Annotated in this window: 2 protein-coding genes; both read right to left on the bottom strand. The window is 50.4% G+C overall.

Annotated features, from left to right (window positions below):
* Positions 1 to 80: DUF1327 domain-containing protein (locus BGK49_RS29835; RefSeq protein ID WP_032199667.1), on the bottom strand; the 80-nt coding region annotated here is incomplete at its 3' end.
* Between the two features lie 4 nt (positions 81 to 84).
* On the bottom strand, positions 85 to 264 hold a 180-nt coding region (locus tag BGK49_RS19230; RefSeq protein WP_000329808.1), incomplete at its 5' end, for a class II holin family protein.

The raw sequence follows: 264 nt of genomic DNA, 5'->3' as shown, positions 1-264 counted from the left end.
TCCCGTAACGCTAAAGTTACCGTAACTTTATTCTCAAAATTGCGGATCCCTTTCACAATCAGTTCATAGTTTTGAGTCATTGAATTACTCTCCCCGTGCCGCCTTACGACGGTCCTCTCTGATTTTGAAATACAGGTTAGTCAGATATGTCAGCAGCCCAAACAGCAGACTCCCCAGCACGCCTATTGCCGCCCACTGAGACGGGGAAACCCTGTCCAGCAACTGCAGGAACCAGTAGCCCGTTCCCACCGCTGACGTGGTGTA

Origin of the sequence: Shigella sp. FC1544 (assembly GCF_001722145.1) — a bacterium.
Classification (GTDB): domain Bacteria; phylum Pseudomonadota; class Gammaproteobacteria; order Enterobacterales; family Enterobacteriaceae; genus Escherichia; species Escherichia coli.
The sequence above is the reverse complement of the archived record's forward strand: the minus strand, read 5'-3'. Positions and strand labels throughout refer to the sequence as shown.